Source organism: Frigidibacter sp. SD6-1 (assembly GCF_030143255.1).
In the GTDB taxonomy this organism is placed as follows: Bacteria; Pseudomonadota; Alphaproteobacteria; order Rhodobacterales; family Rhodobacteraceae; genus TMP-24.
This window is the reverse complement of record NZ_JARJNR010000005.1, coordinates 317,981-335,032: the sequence shown is the minus strand read 5'-3', so window position 1 is coordinate 335,032 and position 17,052 is coordinate 317,981. Positions and strand designations below refer to the sequence as shown.

General features: G+C 65.2%; 25 protein-coding genes. 10 read left to right on the top strand and 15 right to left on the bottom strand.

All coding sequences use genetic code 11. The features are described from left to right. Window positions 1–51: 51 nt before the first annotated feature. The 4 genes from P0645_RS11895 to P0645_RS11880 form a co-directional block, all read right to left on the bottom strand. Complete coding sequence (locus P0645_RS11895; protein WP_284164798.1) at window positions 52–888, bottom strand: hypothetical protein; 837 nt, start codon at window positions 886–888, stop codon at window positions 52–54. A gap of 201 nt (window positions 889–1,089) precedes the next feature. After that, window positions 1,090–1,620, bottom strand: coding sequence for a hypothetical protein (locus P0645_RS11890; protein ID WP_284164797.1), 531 nt, complete (start codon window positions 1,618–1,620; stop codon window positions 1,090–1,092). Window positions 1,621–1,744: 124 nt separating this feature from the next. Next, window positions 1,745–1,927 carry a hypothetical protein gene (locus P0645_RS11885; RefSeq protein WP_284164796.1) on the bottom strand — a complete coding sequence of 61 codons (183 nt, stop codon included), beginning with the start codon at window positions 1,925–1,927 and terminating at the stop codon, window positions 1,745–1,747. A gap of 211 nt (window positions 1,928–2,138) precedes the next feature. After that, the gene (locus P0645_RS11880; protein ID WP_284164795.1) at window positions 2,139–2,387 is read right to left on the bottom strand and encodes a hypothetical protein; all 249 of its coding nucleotides are present in this window, start codon (window positions 2,385–2,387) and stop codon (window positions 2,139–2,141) included. Window positions 2,388–2,610: 223 nt separating this feature from the next. Between P0645_RS11880 and P0645_RS11875 the strand changes: the two genes are divergently transcribed. Further along, complete coding sequence (locus tag P0645_RS11875) at window positions 2,611–3,816, top strand: DUF481 domain-containing protein (RefSeq protein ID WP_284164794.1); 1,206 nt, start codon at window positions 2,611–2,613, stop codon at window positions 3,814–3,816. Window positions 3,817–4,355: 539 nt separating this feature from the next. On the opposite strand, the gene P0645_RS11870 is transcribed toward P0645_RS11875, so the two are convergent. After that, window positions 4,356–4,493 (bottom strand): DUF892 family protein, encoded by a 138-nt coding sequence (locus P0645_RS11870; RefSeq protein WP_284164827.1) that lies wholly within the window; start codon window positions 4,491–4,493, stop codon window positions 4,356–4,358. Window positions 4,494–4,607: 114 nt separating this feature from the next. Next, window positions 4,608–4,763, bottom strand: coding sequence for a catalase (locus tag P0645_RS11865; RefSeq protein ID WP_284164793.1), 156 nt, complete (start codon window positions 4,761–4,763; stop codon window positions 4,608–4,610). On the opposite strand from P0645_RS11865, the gene P0645_RS19345 reads away from it, so the two are divergent. Both P0645_RS19345 and P0645_RS11860 read left to right on the top strand, forming a co-directional pair. Then, window positions 4,714–5,097: a UDP-galactopyranose mutase gene (locus P0645_RS19345; RefSeq protein ID WP_349814648.1), complete on the top strand. Its 384-nt coding sequence runs from the start codon at window positions 4,714–4,716 to the stop codon at window positions 5,095–5,097. The two genes, P0645_RS11865 and P0645_RS19345, sit on opposite strands and share 50 nt — an antisense overlap. Window positions 5,098–5,123: 26 nt before the next feature. After that, complete coding sequence (locus P0645_RS11860; protein ID WP_284164792.1) at window positions 5,124–5,636, top strand: hypothetical protein; 513 nt, start codon at window positions 5,124–5,126, stop codon at window positions 5,634–5,636. A gap of 275 nt (window positions 5,637–5,911) precedes the next feature. Here P0645_RS11860 and P0645_RS11855 read toward each other — a convergent pair whose 3' ends face one another. Together P0645_RS11855 and P0645_RS11850 are read right to left on the bottom strand one after the other, a co-directional pair. Further along, on the bottom strand, window positions 5,912–6,286 hold the full coding sequence (locus P0645_RS11855; protein ID WP_284164791.1) for a response regulator: 375 nt from the start codon (window positions 6,284–6,286) through the stop codon (window positions 5,912–5,914). A 306-nt stretch (window positions 6,287–6,592) separates the two neighbouring features. After that, entirely contained in the window at window positions 6,593–6,967 is a 375-nt protein-coding gene (locus P0645_RS11850) for a hypothetical protein (RefSeq protein WP_284164790.1), read from the bottom strand. 46 nt (window positions 6,968–7,013) lie between these two features. Between P0645_RS11850 and P0645_RS11845 the strand changes: the two genes are divergently transcribed. Further along, a complete protein-coding gene (locus P0645_RS11845) occupies window positions 7,014–7,199 on the top strand; it encodes a DUF3008 family protein (protein ID WP_284164789.1) in 186 nt (61 codons plus the stop codon). Between the two features lie 48 nt (window positions 7,200–7,247). Here the strand turns inward: P0645_RS11845 and P0645_RS11840 are convergent, their stop codons facing one another. The 3 genes from P0645_RS11840 to P0645_RS11830 form a co-directional block, all read right to left on the bottom strand. Further along, window positions 7,248–7,466 carry a DUF378 domain-containing protein gene (locus P0645_RS11840; RefSeq protein WP_284164788.1) on the bottom strand — a complete coding sequence of 73 codons (219 nt, stop codon included), beginning with the start codon at window positions 7,464–7,466 and terminating at the stop codon, window positions 7,248–7,250. Between the two features lie 379 nt (window positions 7,467–7,845). Further along, the gene (locus P0645_RS11835) at window positions 7,846–8,487 is read right to left on the bottom strand and encodes a redoxin domain-containing protein (protein WP_284164787.1); all 642 of its coding nucleotides are present in this window, start codon (window positions 8,485–8,487) and stop codon (window positions 7,846–7,848) included. Between the two features lie 47 nt (window positions 8,488–8,534). Then, window positions 8,535–9,086, bottom strand: coding sequence for a DUF421 domain-containing protein (locus tag P0645_RS11830; protein WP_284164786.1), 552 nt, complete (start codon window positions 9,084–9,086; stop codon window positions 8,535–8,537). A gap of 121 nt (window positions 9,087–9,207) precedes the next feature. On the opposite strand from P0645_RS11830, the gene P0645_RS11825 reads away from it, so the two are divergent. From P0645_RS11825 to P0645_RS11815, 3 genes are all read left to right on the top strand, one after another. Beyond that, window positions 9,208–9,564: a hypothetical protein gene (locus tag P0645_RS11825; protein WP_284164785.1), complete on the top strand. Its 357-nt coding sequence runs from the start codon at window positions 9,208–9,210 to the stop codon at window positions 9,562–9,564. 16 nt (window positions 9,565–9,580) lie between these two features. Continuing rightward, on the top strand, window positions 9,581–9,859 hold the full coding sequence (locus P0645_RS11820) for a hypothetical protein (RefSeq protein WP_284164784.1): 279 nt from the start codon (window positions 9,581–9,583) through the stop codon (window positions 9,857–9,859). A gap of 484 nt (window positions 9,860–10,343) precedes the next feature. After that, window positions 10,344–10,985, top strand: a complete 642-nt coding sequence (locus tag P0645_RS11815) for a BON domain-containing protein (protein WP_284164783.1) — start codon at window positions 10,344–10,346, stop codon at window positions 10,983–10,985. 225 nt (window positions 10,986–11,210) lie between these two features. On the opposite strand, the gene P0645_RS11810 is transcribed toward P0645_RS11815, so the two are convergent. From P0645_RS11810 to P0645_RS11800, 3 genes are all read right to left on the bottom strand, one after another. Further along, on the bottom strand, window positions 11,211–11,720 hold the full coding sequence (locus tag P0645_RS11810; protein ID WP_284164782.1) for a superoxide dismutase family protein: 510 nt from the start codon (window positions 11,718–11,720) through the stop codon (window positions 11,211–11,213). A 78-nt stretch (window positions 11,721–11,798) separates the two neighbouring features. Then, window positions 11,799–12,029, bottom strand: a complete 231-nt coding sequence (locus P0645_RS11805; protein ID WP_284164781.1) for a hypothetical protein — start codon at window positions 12,027–12,029, stop codon at window positions 11,799–11,801. Next, window positions 12,026–12,490 carry a class I SAM-dependent methyltransferase gene (locus tag P0645_RS11800; RefSeq protein ID WP_284164780.1) on the bottom strand — a complete coding sequence of 155 codons (465 nt, stop codon included), beginning with the start codon at window positions 12,488–12,490 and terminating at the stop codon, window positions 12,026–12,028. Before P0645_RS11800 ends, P0645_RS11805 begins: the two co-directional genes overlap by 4 nt. Before the next feature lie 935 nt (window positions 12,491–13,425). Here P0645_RS11800 and P0645_RS11795 point away from each other — a divergent pair. Both P0645_RS11795 and P0645_RS11790 read left to right on the top strand, forming a co-directional pair. Further along, window positions 13,426–13,599 (top strand): hypothetical protein, encoded by a 174-nt coding sequence (locus tag P0645_RS11795; protein WP_284164779.1) that lies wholly within the window; start codon window positions 13,426–13,428, stop codon window positions 13,597–13,599. 97 nt (window positions 13,600–13,696) lie between these two features. Next, the gene (locus tag P0645_RS11790) at window positions 13,697–14,197 is read left to right on the top strand and encodes a YciE/YciF ferroxidase family protein (protein WP_284164778.1); all 501 of its coding nucleotides are present in this window, start codon (window positions 13,697–13,699) and stop codon (window positions 14,195–14,197) included. 47 nt (window positions 14,198–14,244) lie between these two features. Here the strand turns inward: P0645_RS11790 and P0645_RS11785 are convergent, their stop codons facing one another. Further along, window positions 14,245–16,281 carry an MASE1 domain-containing protein gene (locus P0645_RS11785; RefSeq protein ID WP_284164777.1) on the bottom strand — a complete coding sequence of 679 codons (2,037 nt, stop codon included), beginning with the start codon at window positions 16,279–16,281 and terminating at the stop codon, window positions 14,245–14,247. A gap of 254 nt (window positions 16,282–16,535) precedes the next feature. Between P0645_RS11785 and P0645_RS11780 the strand changes: the two genes are divergently transcribed. Then, a complete protein-coding gene (locus P0645_RS11780; protein ID WP_284164776.1) occupies window positions 16,536–17,036 on the top strand; it encodes a sigma-70 family RNA polymerase sigma factor in 501 nt (166 codons plus the stop codon). Window positions 17,037–17,052: the final 16 nt, after the last annotated feature.

Below are 17,052 nucleotides of genomic sequence, written 5' to 3'. Positions count from 1 at the left end.
CTCGTTTCACACTCCGGCAGGGGATCACGTCCTCTGCGGGATCAGCGGCAGTCAGCTTTTCTTGCCACTCGAACCATCATCCGATTTCCCAGAAAGCGACGACGGACCCGAACCGGTTCCCAGACCATGCGACGAACCGCCCGCGGTCGACCCTTGGCCCGACTGGCCGGACGAGGCATTGTCCGTCCGGTTCTTGCGCCATTGATCGAACTCGTCGGCGAACTTCTTCTGACGGTCGGACTGGAAGGCGCGATAGTCCTCGTCGTGCTGCCGCATCGTATGTTCGCGCCAGGCGTGATAGTCGGGATCGAAAGACTGCGCCCGGGACCCTTGACCGCCCTGCCCGGACTGGCCGTAGCCGGACTGGCCGTAACCGGGCTGCTGCCCGCCCATGCCTTGCCGATCCTGGTGGCCATAGCCTTGCTGACCGTAGCCCTGCCGGTTTTCCTGTTCATAGCCGCCCCGTGACCGATAGCCGCCACGCTCCGACTGGCCATAATCGCCCTGTCCCTCGTACAGGCCCGCTCCGCCACGACCCTCATAGCCCTGTCGGCCACCGCCCTGCGGCGACTGCCAGCGCGCGGCGCCCGTGCCGTACTGGCCCTGGCGGTCACCGTAGTCGCCGCCGCCGGAACGTCCCGACCACCAGCTCTCGCCGCGGTCGTGGTCGCGGCGGCCAGACCACCGCCCGTCGTCTTCATCGCCCAAGAACCACGACCGGCGGTCTTCATCATAGCGCCCGCCTTCGCCGCCACCATCACGACCGTAGGACCGATCGTCGCCCCGGCCAGCGCCGTAACCGCGGCCGCCCTGCCAGTCTCTCTCGCCGGCACGGTCGGCACGATGGGTGCGCATGCTCTCATCTTCGTCTTCGTATCTGTGTCTCATTTCCGTCTCCAGTTGCAGGCGCTGCCGACAAGCAGGGGCAAGCACCGTGTGCGCGGGCCCCCTTGTCTGGACGGTGAATGAACCGGCAATCACGGCCGATGTTCCCGCCCTGATCCGAAGCTCGGCGGCTTTCTGCCCGCAGGATGAGAAAGGGGCGGCCCGCGACATGCGACCCGCCCCTGACTGTCATCGACCCGCGTTTCAGTTCAGGCCGAGAACGCTGCAAAGATGCGTCATGTTCTCGGCCGAAATGCTGGCCATTCCTGCCGCGCCCGACGTGGAAGCCGACGTGGAACCCGCCGTGGAAGCCGATGTGGAATCGGTGCCCGCTTCGCCCGTGGATGTCATGGCGCCGGTCGCGTCATCGGAAACGTCATTGTCGTTGCCGGTGGTGTTGGTCGCCGAGCCGCCGGTGGCCGAACTGTCGGTCGAGGCGTCCGTGCCAGCGCTGTTCCCCATCATGTGGCAATCGTCGCGCAGCATCTGGCGATCCTCTTCCGACATGGTGTCCCAGGCGCCGGTCAGTTCGTCATCGCCACGCAGGGTTTCGCGCCGGTCATCGCTGAACAGCGCGCCGCCCATGCTGTCGGACCAGTTCTGGCCGAACATGCGCTGGTTTTGCTGTCCATCGGCAGTGTCATTACCCCCGGTGGTTTCGGTCTGGGCAAAGGATGCTGCTGCCATCGCGATCAGAAGGATCGGCGTGGCCAGCACTGTAGGTTTCATGTTCATCTCGTGTCTCCTGGTATGTCGGGGTGCAGGATTGCGGCCCGAGCGATCGTTTGGCGGGATTGCCGCAGCGGCTGGACGGGCAGTCGGGCTTATCTGCTGCACCGTCCCGGCTGCCAGCGCGGCGTCAGCGATCGGGGTGCCTGTCGGATCCCTGGCCGCCGCTTTCCTGCGGACGGCCGGCTTGACCCTGCTCGCCGCCGCTGTGCTGGCTGCCTTTGCCAGCCCCGCCGCGTTCCTGATCCCTGGTTTCGTCGCGATGGGTGCCGGGCTGTTTCGGTTTGTCGTCTTTCTTGTCGTCGTTTTTCATGGAACTCTCCTGAGATGGCGGTTCGCTTTGCCGCACGGAGCTCTCAACAGGGCGCCTGTCGGAATGTTCCGGTCTTGCCCTCGGCCGTCGGCGCAATGCCGCCTGTGCCTATGACCGCCATGCCCGCATGCGGGCCCACCCGTTTGGGACCCGCGCACTGCGCACCGGCCGCCCCTGCAGCCGCGCGCCGCAAGGCCCACCCGGACTGCCGTCACCGAGTGGCCGGTGCCGCCCCGGTCGCACCGGTTTCACCGCCCGTCGCCGGTGCGCCTTCGCCGGGGGTGGCAACGGGCGGCTCTGTCGTCGGTGTGGTCTGATCGTTCGTCTCGGCTTGTTCCACTTCGGCTACAAGCCAGTAGAAGATGATCCCCACGGCGAACACGACGACGACAAGCATGCCCACCAGCGGTCCGCGATGGCGGCGGGTCTGTGTTTCCAGATTGGTGTCGGGAGGTGTCATATCGGCTCTCCTGTCTCGATTTTCACGCGGGAGAAAGCGACGATCCTTGCGGATTGTTCCACCGGGCCAGCAGAGTTGCGCGACTTGTCTGCGGGAACCGGGATCGATAGCGGGTCACGTTTGCGCGCCTTCGCCGGGTGTTCGCCAGGGAACGGATCGCGTGCACGCGGGTTTCTTTTCCAGTGGGCGGTCTTGACCCAGACAGGGGACCGGACGGCCGAAGATGGCGCGAAGATCGGCATCGGCCTACGAGGTGTCGCTGGCCAGCACCTGCGAACTTGCCGCGAACAGTGCCGATTGCCGCCTGTCAGGGTCGGTCGTTGTCACTTCGGAGACGGACAATTCGGTCTTCGCTGCCCATGAACCGACCATCACGCAGGATCAAACCCTGCCGCTCTTTCCCGAAGGAACAGACGTGTCGACACTGACAGCCGACAGCGTCGAGACGTACCGCACGCTGACCCTCTGGCCGACGGCGCAACAGCCGATCGTTGCCGATCGGCAACAGGTTTGCCGCAGGGGCCTTTCGGCGGGAACTACCTTCGGCGACCACTGTTTCAGGCCTGCCTCGAACAGAAACCCGCCGAGAAAGGAAAACAAAATGACGTTGAACCGCACCTTCTTTCTGGCAGCATTCGCCTTGCTGACGGCCTTCCCCGCCGCAGCCCAGACCACCATTCTGGGCATCAGGGATGTCGACGAGGAAATCGACGACCTGCGCCGCGATGCGGAAATCAGCATCAATCGCGGCAATGATGCCCGCCGCTTCGGCCCCTCCGAACAGCGCGAAGGCCTGTCGGGCAGCCTCTCCCTCAGCTATTCCGGTTCTGCCGGGCCCACCGAGGATCAGGACCTGTCGTTCGGCGCACGGCTGACCGACGTACGCGGCCCGCTGGTGCAGTCTTTGGGCTTCATCCTGTCCTTCAGCGAAGTGAACAGCACCAGGACCGCAGAAGACATCTTCGCGATCTACGACCTGACCTACGACTGGAATACCAACTTCTACGGCTTTGCCATCGGCCGGTTGAACTCCAACGGGCTGGCGGCCACTGCGGGCGAGATCGACACGGATGCCTTCATCGGCGTCGGCCCAGGTATCCGCGTCATCAACCGGCCGGACATGACATGGCGTCTGCAGGCCGGTGCCGGCCTGTCCTACCTGAAATACGGCGACGGGCGCGACGAATCCGAACCGGGCGGCATCGCCTCGTCGCGGTTCTATGCCCAGCTTGGCGAAAACGTCTATCTGACCAACGATGCAGACCTTCTGTCGTCGGACACGGCCTTCCGGGCCTCCAACGACCTGGGGCTGAACTTCAAGGTCTCGGACGCGCTTTCGACCCGGGTGAGCTATCTCACCGAATACAACGACTCGCGCAACGAAGACACGCAGAACAAGTTGACCTTCTCGCTGGTCTACGGGTTCTGATCCAGAGGCGGGCGGAGGGCGGGCGGAGTGATTTCGGCTCCGCCCGCCACCTCGCCCACCGCTTCGCCTGACTAGGCGGCCGATCCTCATCTCCGGCTGTCGTCGACTGCGGCCCGAGAGACCGGCCAGTGCGGTGGCCCTATCCCTTCATCTCTTGTCGCGGAGAGGCGGTGGCGGGGGTCGTGGCGGGGGATGACGCTCTCATTGGCTCCAACTGCATCCTGGCACCATTGGTTGAACGGCGAGCAGGCCAACCCCGGCGCATCGACGAGGTCGGGTGCGCCCCCAGGCTCCGGCGCCGTCCGGCCCGCCATCATGTCGGCGGTTTGGAATTGTGCCTGGGTCATCGCCCGGGCCGCGGCAACGGCGGCCCGCACCAGCGCGGCGCGGGTCCCGTGGCGCCGGGCAGTCGGCCCTGCCCGGCAGCCGCTCGGCCCATAGCCACTACGCCGACTTGTCAAGCGCCGCGTCGTAGATCGAGCCGTCGGCAAGCTCGCTCGGCGTTTGGTCCGTCGCCTCTTATTCTTCCGGCGTCCGGTTTATTCTTCCGGCGTCCGGTCCAGAAGTTCGGCCACCTCGTCCAGGCCACGGACCTCGGCCCAGGCGCTAAAGGTGCCGTAGCGGGCGATCTCGTAATGTTCAACGGCCTGCGCGGCAGACACCAGGCCAGCATCCAGCGTCGGCGCACCCTAGAAGGCTTCGATGATTTCCTCGGCCCCCGCCAAGCGACTGCGCTGACCAGCACGGCGGCTGCGGGAGAGTTGCGCGCGTTCGGTCTCAGGGCAGCGCCATCACCGCAAGGTCGGGCCCGGCTGCGGCCTCCAGCGGACGCTGACGAACGTGCTGTCGCCAGCCTCGTTCACCAGACGGAACGTGTGAACGCCGAAGCGCTCGACCATGCGGAAGGATCGCGGGATCGTGCGGTCCGACATCTGCCACATGACCAAATGTATGGTTTCCGTTCAGCCTTTAGCCACGCGCATGGACCATCCGCGGAAAAGCGTCACCTGGCAATATCCCGCCGCCGAAGGCGATCCGTTCTGTCCGGTTACGCCTAGTGAGAACCAGTCGCTTCACCGCCGCTATCGGGCGCTTGCGGACGAGCTCGAGGCTGTCCGGGTCGTCGGTCGGCCGGCCAGCTACCAGTACATGAACATGGATCAGGTCGTCGCTCAGTCGCTGGCGGCATCTGCGCGGACCGACAAGGCGTTGCCGCGCCCCATGGCCCCAGCCCGCTGCAGGCGGCCGGAAACGGGAACAATCCCCCGGGCACCCGGTTGACCAGGACATTCGAGGAGAGACCCGCCATGCAGCAACCCGACAATTACCCGCCCCAGGTTCCGCCCGGCATTCCCGGCAAGGTTCCCGACCCCGCGCCTGACGAGATTCCGGTCGAAAGCCCGCCTGAAACCCCTCCGGATGCGCCCATAGAGATGCCCGAAGAGGCCAGTCCCAACGCGGCCTCGAACGGCTATTGGCTGCGCGATTCCTTTGGCCCCCGGCGATATGTCCGCCCGGCCGGAACCCGGACGCAACCGGGCTGGAACGGCCTTGGCCGCGCCCGCGACTTCGGCGCCAGAGAGGTAGCGCCGGAGGAACCCTCGGCGGCCCGGACCGGCCCGGCGGCAGAGCCCGCCGAAGACACGGGACCGACCCCGGGCACCCGGCCCGCCCGTGAGGCCGATGCGCGCGCACCCGCCCCCGCCGAAACAGGCGCGGCGGTCCGTTCCCTCCTTTTCGCCGGGGCGGGCCTTGCGGGGCTGCGACTGGCCTACAAGGCCTTGAAGTCGCGCAAAAGGCGCCCTGGACCAAAGGGATAACGATCCTTCACCTGGACGGCGCTGCCTGGCCATCGCCACTGGTTGCAAACGGCGCGGATCAGCGTCGGAGAAATTGTTCAAGCAAGGGAACCTTCAGGCAAGATACATGTTTGTTCCATAACCCGGGCACATCAGGATCCCTCCCTCGCCCGGGCTTCCCTTGTTCCTAGCTGCCGGAAAACCAGGTTTTCCGGCAGTCTTTTCTTGCCGGGGCGACAGGGCGCGATCGCAACGGGACGCAGTGTCAGACAAAAGCCCGACCGGCCCGGCACGGCCTAGGATGCCTGCAGTGCCCGTGCCACAGCCCTCCGAAGACTGGCGATGCTGACAGGCTTTTCGCAGCACGGTACAGAGCCGAAGCGGCGCGGAATTGCGATCCCGTCATAGCCGGTGGCGAAGATGAAGGGGATGGATCGTCCGGCCAGAAGGTCCGCCACCGGATAGACCATCTTTCCGCGCAGGTTGATGTCCAGGACGGCGAGGTCCATTTGCGCGCCGGATTTCAGAATGCTGAGGGCCGCATCCACACTGCTGACCGGTCCGACGACCTCGGCGCCTTCACTCGTCAGCTCGGCACAAAGATCCACGGCAATCACATACTCGTCCTCGACCAGAAGAACCCTGCGGTGGCGGAGAATCTGTCCATCCATCAGGTCACGGCTCCGTAAGAGATGTCGAGATCGGAAAGGACATGCTGCACCGCAGCCCTCGCGGCAGGGGCTCGAACGTCATTCTCCCGCCCAGCTGGCAGGGAAGCTCCTCTTCGATCAGCTTCCGGCCGTGCCAGCTGCGGCCTCTCGCACCGCGCAGGTTGACGTCGCGTGGCAGGCCGAATGGCTTTGCAATGGGCAGCCCTCCGAAGGCCGCGCGATAGGGCGACGACGCCCTGCCGCGCGCCGGGCTACCGCAGTCTGGCGGCATCACCCCATGGGTTTCCCCCGTTCCCGCCGACGGCCTCAACTCGCGCCCGGGTCCTGGCGGTCGACGCACTTGTCGCGTCGGCTTCTGGCGTCGGCCTCGGTTTCCTGCTGATGAAGACCTCTGAACTGCCGACCGTCGAAAACGGCGGAAACCTCAGCCCAGACCGTCGGCTCCAGGTCTTCGCCGGGTGGATTGGACTCTGTTCCGAGAATGCCCTGGTCACCCGTGCCGGGTCTGCGCGCGGGCTGATCGTCGCGCGCATCGACCCATCTGCAAATCGTGTGGAGGGCGGTCGTCATTGCTGCATCCGGCATAAGCGACTCCATCTTTAACGGTGTCGTGATCTGCTCGAACCACTTCGAGTTGAAATTGTTCCCCTCTGGGCACCATTTTTTCCAGGGCGGGAACAAATGGTCTCTGCTCTTGTTCCATGCCGATCAAACAGGGAGAGCTTTCATGCCAGCGAAATCGAAGGCCCAGCAAAAGGCTGCGGGCGCAGCCCTGTCGGCCAAACGAGGCGAGACGAAGGTAGGCGACCTGCAGGGCGCTTCGCGGGAGATGTACGATTCCATGTCCGAAGCAGAGCTTGAGGAGATGGCCTCGACCCCTCGGAAGGGAAAACCCGAACATACGCAGGGGTGAATGCCCGCCGCGACCGTCCTCGGGACCGACCGCGGCGGGTCGGCGGCGTCAGACAGGCGGTGCCCGGTGGCCGGGCACGAGGCGCGGCGCTGCAAAGATCAGCCAGACCGCGGCCACGCCGACCAGCACGTAGACGATGCGCGACAGGGCCGCGAGCTGACCGCCAAAGATCGCAGCGACGAGATCAAATTCGAAAAGGCCGACAAGCAGCCAGTTCAATCCTCCGACGATCACAAGGATCAAAGAGACAACATCCATGGTCCGCATCAGTAGAACTCCTGTCAATTGGTTCAGCCCACAATCATTTACGGGCGCAATTGTTCCCGAAGGAATTGCCGGGCCCGGACGGCAGACGGTGGCGGACAGGCTGTGGCCGGATGGATGTCGCGGCCATTCCAAGGTTCTGCAGCTTCTGGTGGAGGTCCCGCTCATGGCGGACTGGATCGCCTGTCTGCAGGGGATCGTCGCGAAATGCGCCGCCAGAACAGGAAGCAGGTCCCGCACGCGACGGGTCGCGGCGGCGCCTGGTTCGGTCGGGGCCGATCTTCGTCGTCGATCTCATCTCGCGCGCGGGAACAGCAAAGGGCGCCGCGCCGATCCGGCTGACCAAGCGCACGGACTGCGACCACCCGGACCCGGGCAACCGTCAGTCGGACCTGGCCGCGCGTCCCGCATACTGGTCGACGGCCCCGGCCATTTCCAGCATCAGCTCGTGCATGGACACCGAGCCCTCGCCATAGGGATAGAAGGCCGACCTGTCGCCCGCCTCCCATTTCCGGCGCAGCCCGGCCTCGGTGATGTCCCAGTCGCGGTAGGTCTGCCGGGCAAGATCGCGCAGAACGCCGTGCAGCTCCGCCATCGAGGGCCGCCCCCAGTAATAATAGCCGTTGAAGACCCTGAACACTTCAAGGCCCCGGCCAAGCACGATCGTATGCGGGATCATCACGTCGTGCTGGCTGTCGGTATATTCCTTGATGGCAAGGTCCTTCTGGACGATCCGGTCCTCGTCATGAAGGAAAGGCCAGGGGGCGGACGTCTGCTGCCGGTAATTGTTCGTCGTGTGCCAGTCGTCGGTCGTAATGGTCACGACCTGGGTATAGCCGACCACCAGTTGCGGATGGAAACGCACCAGTTCCATCATGTGCTGGCGGTCCTTGGGGCAGAAGAAGCCGCGCGTCAGCACGACCACCATCAGCTGGTCGCCCTGAAGGTCGGACAAGCGACGCGGCGTCCTGGTATGGTCGGGAAGGATGTAGTCGGGAAAGGTCGCCCCGGGTTGCAGGTCCATTCGAGCCTCCTGAAGTTGATCCTGCAGGGGAACCGGCGCGGCGGCCGCTATGTTCCCCCGTCCTCCGCGCCCGGGACCGGGCCTGTCCGCCGCGAAGCGAACCGGCCCGCGAACCCTTCGGGCGTGTTTCGCGCCGCCAGGACGGTGAAGCTGCCGTCGGTTTCCAGAAGCACCGCGCCCACATCCTGCAACGCGGCTATTCCTTCGGCCCGCATGGCGGCGTGAATTTCTGCCTGCGTCACCCTCGACCGCATCATCGCCGCGTCAAGGAAGGCACCGCGACTGACCAGCAACGCGGGTTCCGATTTCACCAGCCTGCGGACCGACCGGCTGCGGACCGAAAGCCAGGTGATGATGTACTGACCGCCAATCAGCGTGGCAAAGGCGGCGGCACCCTCGGCAAGGGCCACGTCGCGGGACAGAAGCACAGTCGCCAGCGTCGAGCCGAGCGCGACGGTGACCACCAGATCGAAGGCGTTCATCTTCGACAGGGTCCGCTTTCCCGAAACCCGCAGGAACAGGATCAGGAGGAGATAGGCCAGCGCCCCGACACCGATCGTCCTCAGGATACCGGCGAAGCCATCGAACAGATACGGCATGAGTGTGTGCATGGACCGGCCAACAACCACGCGGCGGCATTGTTCCGGGTCCGCAATCGATGCGGAACAATCACCCAAATCTCCGGTTCACCTGCCCCGTTCGAAGCCAAGGAGCGATGCAATGATCGAAGACAACCAGGGCCGGAACCCGCGCCGGCCCGAAGAGGACACGCATGCCGATGCCGCCGGCGCGGCGCGTCTCCGCCGCGCGATCGACACGGGCAATGCCGCCGACAAGGTGGACTATCCCGATCCGGCGGCGGCGCCGCTTGGGACCGACGCCGAGGCCGCGGGCACGCCCCCGACGGACGAGCAGGTCCGACTGGCCGAAAGCGAAGAGGTGGGCCGCGCGCCCGCTTCCCCTGAGCCGGGCGTGCCCCGCCATCAGGCGCCCGTCCTGTCGCCCGTCCTGCCGCCCATCCTCTGGCTCGTCCTCGCGTTCTGCTTCCTGCTCGCCGCTTCTGCCTGGTTGCTGTGACACCCGCTCTTGCGACATGTTGCTGAATACCCTCGCCCGCAGCCCGGCAGCAGATCGCAAGACGAAAGATGTTGATCCGTGCGAGCTGCTCCCGTTAATGCCTTTGGGACAGGGCAAGCGGGTGCGTGCGGCGATGAACAGGAATAGCAGGACGGACGATGGGCCGGACGATTGGAATGTGGAGCTGAAGCGCCGACTTCGAGACATCGCTGAAGAGGAACAGCCCGAAAGGCTTCTGGAACTGGCGCGGATATTGCAGCAGCTGTTGCGCAGGCACGATCTGGACAAGGGCTAGATCTTCCGACCTCGTGCGCCGGGGCCGGGGTCGTTGCGCTACAGATGCAGCAGAACGCCGTTGCCGGGCCTTGGCGCCTTCCGGGCTTTCCGGATGCCCCTGGGGCCGCGCAGGCAGATGGCGCGGCTCAAAAGGATGCGGGCGACGAAAGCGGCCGATCCGAACCTGTCGCACCGACGCGAGATGAAGCGGTGGCCGCCGCGCAGGAGCGCCAGAGTGGCTCGGGCGCGCCGTCGGGCGGGTGCCCTGCACGACGCTGCTCTCGGGTGGTCGTGACGATCCGAGGGGTGGCGGCCCCCGCAAAGGCGACAGCCACCAGATACCGGATTGATCCGGGCTTGGCGGCAGCTCCGCCCGGCGGTGGGGAAACCGGCGTCCGACGCAAATGTGCCAAAGCAGGTCTCGGGGCGGGGCGGGGCGCGCCGGGGCGGGGAACAAATTCGCCAGTCGGCTGTTCAGCCCACCCAAAGATCGGAGGCACATGATGAACAGACGTGATTGGCGCGATCAGGACCAAGCCGCCCGCAACGACCCTTACCGCCGCGATCGGGTTGCCGGTCCCGAAGGTGGGGATCGCGACCAGTATGGCTATCCCGGCTACGGCTATCCCGTAGGCTTCTACCCCGGCATACCGGGCGGCTATCTGGGCGCAGGCTGGTATGATCGTGGGCTCTATCCCGGCCGGGAACGCTATAGCCGGGACCGCTATGGCCGGGACCGCTGGTCGGGAGACCGGGACAGAGACAACGAGCGTGGCGTTCTCGAACGCGCAGGTGACGAAATATCGTCCTGGTTCGGCGACGAGGCCGCCGGCGAGCGACGCCGGGAAGATCACAGGGGGCGCGGACCCAGGAATTACCGCCGGTCCGACAGCCGCCTGGAAGAGGATGTGAACGACCGCCTGACAGACGACGACTGGCTCGACGCCTCTGACATCACGGTCGAGGTGAAAGACCAGGAAGTCACACTGGAGGGCTTCGTGGCATCGCGGCAGGCCAAACGGCGCGCCGAGGATTGCGCCGACAGCGTCAGCGGCGTGCAGCATGTCCAGAACAACCTGCGCGTCCGCGGCATGAGCGACCTTTCGTCTGCCGCGACCAAGACCACGACGGGGCGGCAAACCTGACAGCGGCGAGGCGACTTGACGCGCCGCGCCGGGCGGAGGCCTTCGACAAGAACCGCGCTCGCCCGGTCCATCAGTCTTGGTCGGCCTCGCTGCCGGACAAGCCCCAGCCGCCATCCTTCCCGCAGCGTCGGAGGCAGGCAGTCGGAGGCGGGCAGTCGGAGGCACCCAAAGGAAAGGCGGCGGCCAGAACCCCTGGCCGCCACGCTTCTTTGAACCGGCCCTTGCTCAGGAACCCGCTTCCAGAACCCCGCAGGCGATCCGGTCCCCTGCCTTGCCGGAGGGCTGGCTGGCATAGTCGTCGGCGTCGGCGTGCAGGATCACCGCCGAGCCGTCGTCATCCCTGATCCGCTCGGCGCCCTCTGTTCCCAGGCTGAAGCCGCGGGTGAAGAATTCGGCGCGCACGATCCCGTCGGCGGCGGCATGGAGATTCGGCAGGTCACCGGGATGTGGCCCGCCCTCGGCCCCGACACCATGATTGAGCCCGGCGGCGATATGGCCGCCCGCACTTTCGAAACTGCCTTCGCAAAGGCCCGTTTCATGAACGTGAAAGCCGTGCATACCTTCGGGAACACCCTTTGCATCAATCCGGACCAGAACCGCACCCGAGGCGGTTTCGGTCATCGTGACGGTGCCTTCGATACCGTCGCCGGACAGTTCTGCCCGCACCGCATCCCCCTCGGCGGCAAGGGCCGGCGCCGCAATCAGCAATGCCGGAAAGATCGTTGAAAAGCGCATCCTGTTTCTCCTGATCGAGTGACAGACAGAAACAGGGGGCAGGCGGGAAAGTTCCAGCCCTGTTGGTCAGGCGCCTGCTCAGCGCTCGTCCGGCGCGCTGCGCCAGTCAAGGCCGGTCGCGGCGAAACCGGCGGCGAACGGCAGCAAGGCCCCGGCGATGACCGGAAGAAACAGCGGCAGCGGCAGGTCCAGGATCGCCTGCGCCAGTCCGGTCCGGTCGAAATACGCCGCGACCGCCAGGAAGACCGCCCCCAGCATCGCGCCTGCGAGCGTATCGGCAATCAGGGCGCTGACGACGCGGGGCATCATCCGCCCGTCTCGGGATGTGCCGCAACCGCAAAGCCCGCACCGCGGTGCATCGACTGGACGAGATGTCGGTCGTCCGCCACATGGTCCCACAGAAGTTTCACCGCCAGACGCGGGTGGCGCAGGTGTTGGAAAACCCGCAAGAGTATCAAGAGATCGACCATCTCGTCCGGCTGCGCCACGTCGCAGGCGCACATCTGCCGCAGATAACGCGGATCGCTGTCGATCGCCAAGGCCCTGTCCGCCGTCCGGCGCGCCAGGTCGATCGCATGGAAACCGGCGGTGCAGCCGACCGCCAGCATCGTCTGCCCCGACATGTCATCGGGTCGCACCTGCCCGAACCCTTGCCATCTGACGGCGGGATGATCCTGCAAAGGGTGAACGCGCGCGGTTCCGACGCCGGCGATGCGGAGCTTCCGAACCCACGGTGCCAAGGCGGCGAACAGCTGTTCCAGCGCCTTCATCTCTGCGCTTCGCCATGATCGTGCTTGGCCAGTAGCTCGGACAGGTCCATGTCAGTCCTGCTCATCGGGTTGTCTGCGACGCCAGGCGTCTGCCGGTCCGCCCTGGTTCAGACATTGTGTGTCAGACCTGCTGCCGACGGATCGGGCGCGCCGGGATGGTGAAAGTAGAACCGTCGACCACGCGAGGAGGTGGCCGACGGTTCAGGGGCAGAGCGGGGAGCACTCATTCCCGGTGTGCCGGCTGAGGGAGGAAAGCCGACAGCACAGAAACCGATGCGAGCGGAAAAAGTTCCTTGTGAGCTGACACGGATTTCGGCCTTTCCGGATGAAGCCCACGCTTTCGTCACCCCGTCTTGCAAAAACCTCTGGAGGCTCTGGTTCGTCAGGCCCAGAAGGCCGAGGCGACCGGTCTGATCCGGCGTGCTCTGAAGCACTGACCTCTCGACGGCGGTGCCTGCGGCTTTCGTCCTGTCCCCGATCAGCGGGTCCGCCGGTGCGGCCCGGCCATCCTCTGGCTCGGGGACGGTCCGGCTTTTCCCGTCTTCGCCGGCACCGGCAGCACAGGGCTGGCCATCGTGCAGCACTATGCGCTTGCAGGCGACCGGAAGATCGCATCGGGCGGGCGCTGTCGCCGCTCCGCCGCCCCGGCGGGCTCAAGGGACCCTGCTTCTTCCAGAAGCACGGGCGGGGCGGGATGCCTGGCGCACCTCTGCCCGGACTGGCAGCGCGGAACGCCCCACGGCCCCTGGGGCGCGGCCGTGATCGCACGCCTTCAAAAATAAGCTCCGGCAGACTGATGCCACGGCAGGACAGTACGCGCCCGTTGACACGATCGTGAACCGCAGGGCCTTGCCCGACGGCCCTTGCGGGAACGGCTGGCGGAACAAACGGCGCAATGTCCAGTTTGAATGCTTCAGGCACAGAAGAGGCAGAAAATGTGGCGGAATGCATTGCAGGCAAATCACACGCATGAATGGGAACAGCAGGATCCGTCGGCCCAGGTCGACGGGAACCTGCGCCGGGCCTATCCGGTCGGCAAGGTCGATGACCTGCCCTTACCCCTTCTCAGGGCGTTGCAGAAACTGGCGGGCAGCGAGAAGACCGGCTGACGTCCGCCATATTGGCGGAACAATTCGCGCCTTGCAGGGTTCACCGCGGGACCGCAGGCCACGGGGGTCGGCGGCGCATGCAAAACCGGAGACTGACATGGGTATTTTCTCGGCCGACATCAAAAGTTTCGAGGACCTCTTCCTCCATCAGCTGCGCGACATCTACTATGCCGAGAAGCAGATCGTGAAGGCGCTGCCCGACATGATCGAAAAGGCCGACAACGCGCAGCTCAGACAGGCCTTCCAGCACCATCTTGAAGAAAGCCGGGGCCATGTGCAGCGGCTGGAACAGGTGTTCGGGATGATCGGACAGGAGGCGAAAGGCGTCAATTGCCCGGCCATCGACGGCATCATCGAGGAAGCCAACGACATTGCCGGTGACGTGTCCGACGCCCGTGTCCTTGATGCCGCTCTCGCGGCCGCCGCACAGGCCGTCGAGCACTACGAGATGTCTCGCTACGGCACGCTGATCGCCTGGGCGCAGGAAATGGGCAACCAGGAGTGCGCGCGTCTTCTTCAGCAGACGCTGGAAGAGGAAAAGGCGGCCGACAGGAAACTGACCGAGATCGCCGAAGACCGCCTCAACCGGGCGGCCTGAGCCGCAAGGCCAAGCGGGACCCGTGCCGCACGAGCGGCACGGGCGCCTCACACAGCGTCAGGCGGCATCTGCTGCCTTAGGGATGTGCGCGGGCATTGCAGCGTCCAGGAGAGGCCCTCCCTGGCATAATCGATATGGACCTCGCCGCTGAGCGTGGTCTTGACCAACATGTCCAGGACCGTCGTCCCGAACCCGGTGGACGCAGGGGATGTCACTGCAGGACCGTCGGCCTCGCGCCATGCGATCCGGAAGATGCTTTCGTCAAGGCTCCAGCCGACTTCGACGCGCCCGGCCTCATTGGAAAGCGCGCCGTATTTTGCGGCGTTGGTGCCCAGCTCATGGATCGCCATGCCGATCGCCTGCGCGGCGGCGGGCGAGAGAAGCACGGGCGAACCCTCAAGCAAGATGCGGCTGTCGAGAAGCCCTCCAAAATGCGCCAGCTGGCTTCGCACCAGCTCCTTCAGGTCGATATCTTCCCAGCCGCTCTTGACCAGCAGGTCCTGATTGGCGGCAAGCGCCTGAAGGCGCCGGCTGAAATTGTCCATGAAGTCGCGCGGCATCTTCGACGCCGTTTGCCGCGCGATCGCCTGGATGGTCGCCAACAGGTTCTTGCTGCGGTGGTTGACCTCCCGCATCAGAAGCTGGCGTATCTCTTCGGAATGCTTGCGATCGGTGATGTCCTGGATGATCTTGATCATGTAGGCGATGGTGCCGTCGGGGTTGCGGACACTGCTGACCGATGTGCGCGCCCAGACAATGTCGCCGGACTTGCTCAGATACCGTTTTTCCACCTCGTAGCTTTCGGCCTCGCCGCGGCGCAGCCTGTCCATGGCGTCATGGCCCCGGGACAGATCGCTCTGATGCGTGAAATGATCGAGCGACTGGCCCTCCATCTCCGTCCGCTCATAGGCCAGCATCTTGGCAAGCGCAGCATTGACACGCGCAAGCATCCCGTCCGCGCTGACCATGGCAATGCCGACCGCGGCATTCTCGAAGGTCGCGCGAAAGCGCTTCTCGGCCGCTTCGATCTGACGTTTGCGTTCCTCGACGCGGTCTTCGAGCGACGCATTCGCCTCCGCCAGACCCGTGACCGCCGCCCGCAGCTCGCTGATCATGGCGGCCGCGACCAGCCCCGTCGACGCCACGACGAGGACCAGAACCTGCAGCATCGAATGGCGTTGGGCAAAACGTTCGGCCGTCGCGACGGCGACAGGCACATCCTGCGCGAAATAGCCGATCAGAAGCGCCAGCGTCAGCACCGCATGGCTGGAGCCCACCCACTGGAACCTGAGCGCCGCCCACAGAACCGGAATGAACAGCAAAAAGCCATTGGCTAGATCGCTGAGCAGATGCCAGGCGGTAAGGGCCACCAGCAGAAAGCCGATGGCCGCAGCTTCGACCGTGCGTGCCGCACTTGGCCGTGCTCTCTCCCGCCAGAGTTCCGCCGCACAGATGACAAGCGGCGTCGCGATCAGGATGCCTGTCGCATCCCCCAGCCACAGCAGTGGCCAGACCACCGTGAATGCGTTCTTGCCGATCAGCGCGTCGATGGCGCTGATGAGTGTCGCGCCGACGACCGGCGCAAGAATGACGCCGAGGGTCAGGAAGGCCAGAACCTGCCTCAGCGTTGCGAACTGCCGCAAAGGGGGGTTCAGGAACGGGATGAGGATCAGGCCAGCGAACAGCACCTCGGCGGCATTGGCGGCCATATAACCCATTGCATGCAGGGTGGGGTTGTGAAACCAGACCAAATTCGCAGTCAGCTCCCCCGCAAACGCGACGGCGATCCACCAGTGCCAGCTTTTCCTTGGATGAAGAAGCAAGGCCGCAACGACGACGCCGTTCGGCGGCCAGACTGTGATGGAGACATCGGGGATGACCATCACCCATTGCCCGAAGGCGGCCGCGACAAGATAGGCGACGTAGACTGCAGCAAGGGAAAGCGCCGAAGGGCGGCCATCTGTCAGGGCGCCGAGGATCGATCCCGCGCCCGTTCGCGCTTCACTCCAGACTGCCTGCGGCTGCGCCGCGCCAAGCGCACCGGAACGCTGCGACCTGTTTCCGACCTGTTGCGCGCGCTTCAAAATGGCAGCTCCTTCACGTCGCGACCTTGCAGGCGATCAAGGACGCAACCTGGGACGCGTTAGACAAGCTGCCCGCAATCGCGGATTGCAGCGTATCTTGGGTGTGAACAGTTCGTCAACATTCATGCTTCCGGGACAAGCGTCATACCGCTCAGAGAAGCGCGCGGCATCGTCTGCGCCCCACCTGTCCCTCATTTGCGCGGAACCCTGCGCGAGATCGTACGTTGAGCACCATGGACAGGGTGGAAACAATCATGCATGCCGACAAGCCTACCGATACGCTTGACGGCGTGATCGAACTCCTGCCGACGCTAAGGGCCTATGCCTGGTCGCTGACGAAGAACGGTCCCGACGCCGACGACCTTGTGCAGGACACGCTTCTGAAAGCCATCGCGAACGAGGACAAGTTCCAGAAAGGCACGAACCTGCGCGCCTGGCTGTTCACGATCATGCGCAACACTTTCTTCAACCGCGTCCACGCCGCCAAACGCGAGCGCACGATGCCGAACGACTGTGCCTCGCTCACCGTCTCGACCCCGGCCACCCAGGAGTGGTCGGTGTTCGGCACCGAACTGATGGCGGTGATCCGGTCCTTGCCCGAGCAATATCGCGAGGTGCTGATCCTGGTCGTGATGCTGGGGGAAAGCTACGAAGATGCCGCAGAATTGTGCGGCTGTGCCGTCGGCACCATAAAGAGCCGGGTGAACCGGGCCCGCGCGCTGGTGGTCGACGCGCTGGGGCGTGTGGGCGACTGACCCGCCGGGCAGGCCC